The organism is Pseudomonas sp. MD195_PC81_125, from assembly GCF_014060985.1.
Taxonomy (GTDB): Bacteria; Pseudomonadota; Gammaproteobacteria; order Pseudomonadales; family Pseudomonadaceae; genus Aquipseudomonas; species Aquipseudomonas parakoreensis.
Genome location: NZ_JABULD010000186.1, coordinates 1 through 3,487, shown reverse-complemented (window position 1 = coordinate 3,487; position 3,487 = coordinate 1). Strand labels below are relative to the sequence as shown.

Genomic DNA, 3,487 nt, shown 5'->3' with positions numbered 1-3,487 from the left:
AGCTCCCACAGTGTCTGCGCCGTACACAAAGTTAATGAACACCTCGGTACTTGTGGGAGCTGGCTTGCCAGCGATTGGCGGCGCCGCTATTCCAGCATCTTGCTCAGCAACCAGCTCCCCGCCGGCCCCCGGCGGATAGACCCGCGACCACAACGCATCGACATACACCGGCCGTGGCCAGCCACGCACCGTCAGCTCCACCAGCGAGCCATTGCCGAAACGCCCCACCAGCCAGCGTGGCAACGCCGCCCAGCCGAAGCCCATTTCCGCCATCTCCATCAGCATCAGGTAACTCGGCGCCGACCACACCCGGCCTTTGGCCCGGCTGTCGTAGGGATTGACGATGGTCGCCAGGCGCAACTCGCGATGCTGCTCCAGCACCTGCTGATCGACACCCTGGATGCCGCTCAGCACATGATCACGTTTGACGAACAGCGCGATGTCGGTGCGCTCGGCGACCGTCGAGGTCACCAGGTCCGGCGGATAGCTGTCGCGCATCTCCGCAAACGCCAGATGGGCGCGGCCACGCTGAACCAGTTCGATCAGGTCGTCGCACTCGGCGATCAGGCATTCCAGTTCCAGGTCCGGGTAACGCTGCTCGAAGTCGACCAGCGCCGCTTCGAAGCGTGCCGATTGATAGGTGTCGGAAATCGCCACGGTCAGCTTCGGCTCGACACCTTGGGCCAGTTGCCGGGCGCTCATTGCCATACGATGGTTGGCCGCCAGAATCGCCTCGGCCCGTTGCAGCATCACATGCCCGGCCGGGGTCAGGGTCGGTTTGCGGCTGCTGCGGTCGAACAGCATCAGATCCAGATCGATCTCCAGGCTGGCCACAGCGGCGCTTATGGTCGACTGACTGCGCCCCAACTTGCGCGCCGCCGCCGAGAACGAACCCTGAGTGGCCGCTTGCACAAACGCCAATAGCACTTCCTGCGAAGCCATGAACTATCGCCTTGGTCGATGGTTATTGGTTATGAAGTATCGGTGTGGGGGCGGATCATGGCAACCCTCTCACTCAAGGAGTCAGGCCATGACTGCCAACAAATCCATCACTGAACGTATCTTCCAGGCCATCGGTTTCGAGTGTCTGGCGATCCTGATCTGCACACCGTTGCTGGCGTGGATCATGCAAAAACCGTTGCTCGACATGGGCGCGGTGACCGTGCTGATCGCCGTGCTGGCGCTGGCGTGGAACGTGCTGTTCAACGGTCTCTTCGACCGGGCGCTCAAGCGCCTGAACCTGGGGCACAACGCCTGGACGCGGGTGATCCATGCGCTGCTGTTTGAGGGCGGGTTGATCGTGATGGGCGTGCCGCTGATTGCCTGGTGGCTGTCGGTCAGCCTGTGGCAGGCGTTCTTGCTGGACATCGGCGTGCTGCTGTTTTTCCTGCCGTACACCTATGTGTATCACTGGGGGTATGACGTGGTGCGCGAGCGGTTTGTGACCCGCCGGGTATGCGCGGGATAACCACAACCTGTGGCGAATGTAAAACCTGTGGCGAGGGGATTTATCCCCGATGGGGCGCGTAGCGGCCCTTCTTTTTATCCAGAAAAGAAGGGCCTGCTGCGCAGTCCATCGGGGATAAATCCCCTCGCCACAGAGGCTCTCACCAAGAAAGTTTTTAGTGAGTCGGGGGGGTTAGAGAAACATCCCGCCCGACGCCTCAACCCGCTGCCCGTTGATCCACTGCGCACCCGGCGCCAGCAGCATCGACAGCGCGCCACCGATGTCATCCGGTTGCCCGGCGCGTCCCAGTGCGGTGTTGCTCGCAACCATCGCGTTCAACGCGGCGTTGTCGCGCACCGCGCCGCCACCAAAATCAGTCTCGATGGCGCCCGGCGCCAGAATGTTCACGCCGATCTGCCGCGCCCCCAGCTCCTTGGCCTGATAGCGGGTCAACACTTCCATCGCACCTTTCATCGCTGCGTAGGCGGCGTAGCCCGGCAGGCTGAAGCGGGTCAGGCCGCTGGAGATGTTGATAATGCGTCCACCGTCATTAATCAGCGGCAGCAGCTGCTGAGTCAGGAAGAACGGCCCTTTGAGCTGGATGTTCATCAGCAGGTCGAACTGTTCAGGGGTGGTCTCGGCGAACGGTGCGTGCACGCCAATCCCGGCGTTGTTGATCAGGAAGTCGAAGCGCGGACGATCAAAGTGCTGCAACGCCTGCTCAACCCGCGAAGCGAAATCGGCAAAGCTTTCGCTGCGGCCCACATCCAGTTGCAGCATCACGGCTTTGGCGCCGCGTTGTTCCAGTTCAGCCACCAGCGCCTGGGCTTCATCGGCGCGGCTGTTGTAGGTGCCGATGATGTCCACGCCTTCGGCGGCGAGGTGCAGGGCGGCGTTCTTGCCCAAGCCACGGCTGGCGCCGGTGATCAATGCGATTTTGCGGCTCATGTGAAATCCTCGATTGCGGTGAGTGGTGATGAGCAAAGTTTATTTGTCCGCCGTGGGGTGATAAACAGACTGAAACCGGAATCACTGATCGGCTAAGCCGAACAATCAACGGGTGTCCTCATGAACAAACTGGAATTGCTGCGCACCTTCGTCCGGGTCAGCGAACTGTCGAGTTTCACCCTGGCCGGCGAGAGTCTCGGGCTGCCGCGCTCGACGGTGTCCGAGCATGTGCAGGCTCTGGAAAGCCTGCTCGGCACGCGCCTGCTGCAACGCACCACGCGCAAGGTGCAGGCGACGCAGGACGGTCTGGTGCTGTATGAACGCAGCAAGGATCTGCTGTCGCACATGGACGAGATCGAGGGTCTGTTTCGCCAGGATCCAGCGTCGCTGAGCGGGCGGATTCGCGTCGACATGCCGAACATTCTGGCGCGACGCCTGATCATGCCGCTGCTGCCTGAGTTCATGGCGCGCCACCCGAATCTGGAACTGGAAATCAGCAGCACCGACCGCCGCGTCGATCTGCTCAGCGAGGGTTTCGATTGCGTGGTGCGCATCGGTGCGCAGCCGGATCAGTCGGTGGTGGCGCGGCATTTGGGCGACTTCCCGATGATCAACTGCGCCAGCCCCGCGTACCTTGAACGCTACGGCGTGCCGCAGACGCTGGAGGATCTGGCGCAGCATCGACTGGTGCATTACGTCGGGGTGCTCGGTTCGCGCTCGGAAGGGTTTGTGTATGAACAGGACGGTCAGGTGCGGCGCCTGCCGATGGCCGGCAGTGTCACGGTCAACAGCACCGATGCCTATGAGTCGGCCTGTCTTGGCGGATTCGGCCTGATTCAGGTACCGCGCACCGGCATGCAGCCGCACCTGGACACCGGAGAGCTGGTGACGGTGCTGCCGCAGTTCACCGCGCCGGCGATGGGCATTTCAATCCTGTATGCGCGGCAACGGCATTTGCCGTTGCGGGTGCGGGTGTTCATGGAGTGGCTGGGGGATGTGATTCGTTCGACGCTCTGACCGACTTCACCTGTAGGAGCTGCGGCACGCTGCGATCTTTTGATTTTGCTTGTAAAAAACAAGATCAAAAAGATC

Annotated in this window: 3 protein-coding genes and 1 pseudogene; 2 read left to right on the top strand and 2 right to left on the bottom strand. The window is 61.8% G+C overall.

Annotated features, from left to right (window positions below):
* Window positions 1-86 precede the first annotated feature (86 nt).
* Window positions 87-942, bottom strand: a pseudogene (locus tag HT737_RS07985) (LysR family transcriptional regulator).
* An 88-nt stretch (window positions 943-1,030) separates the two neighbouring features.
* On the opposite strand from HT737_RS07985, the gene HT737_RS07980 reads away from it, so the two are divergent.
* The gene (locus HT737_RS07980; protein WP_121186794.1) at window positions 1,031-1,468 is read left to right on the top strand and encodes a multidrug/biocide efflux PACE transporter; all 438 of its coding nucleotides are present in this window, start codon (window positions 1,031-1,033) and stop codon (window positions 1,466-1,468) included.
* Between the two features lie 171 nt (window positions 1,469-1,639).
* Here the strand turns inward: HT737_RS07980 and HT737_RS07975 are convergent, their stop codons facing one another.
* Complete coding sequence (locus tag HT737_RS07975; RefSeq protein ID WP_182402121.1) at window positions 1,640-2,395, bottom strand: SDR family NAD(P)-dependent oxidoreductase; 756 nt, start codon at window positions 2,393-2,395, stop codon at window positions 1,640-1,642.
* A gap of 120 nt (window positions 2,396-2,515) precedes the next feature.
* Between HT737_RS07975 and HT737_RS07970 the strand changes: the two genes are divergently transcribed.
* On the top strand, window positions 2,516-3,412 hold the full coding sequence (locus HT737_RS07970; protein ID WP_182402119.1) for a LysR family transcriptional regulator: 897 nt from the start codon (window positions 2,516-2,518) through the stop codon (window positions 3,410-3,412).
* Window positions 3,413-3,487 lie beyond the last annotated feature (75 nt).

Excerpts from the sequence above, each read along its gene's own strand:
- HT737_RS07980 (WP_121186794.1), top strand. The coding sequence starts at position 1,031 with ATGACTGCCAACAAATCCATCACTGAACGTATCTTCCAGGCCATCGGT.
- HT737_RS07975 (WP_182402121.1), bottom strand. The coding sequence starts at position 2,395 with ATGAGCCGCAAAATCGCATTGATCACCGGCGCCAGCCGTGGCTTGGGC.
- HT737_RS07970 (WP_182402119.1), top strand. The coding sequence starts at position 2,516 with ATGAACAAACTGGAATTGCTGCGCACCTTCGTCCGGGTCAGCGAACTG.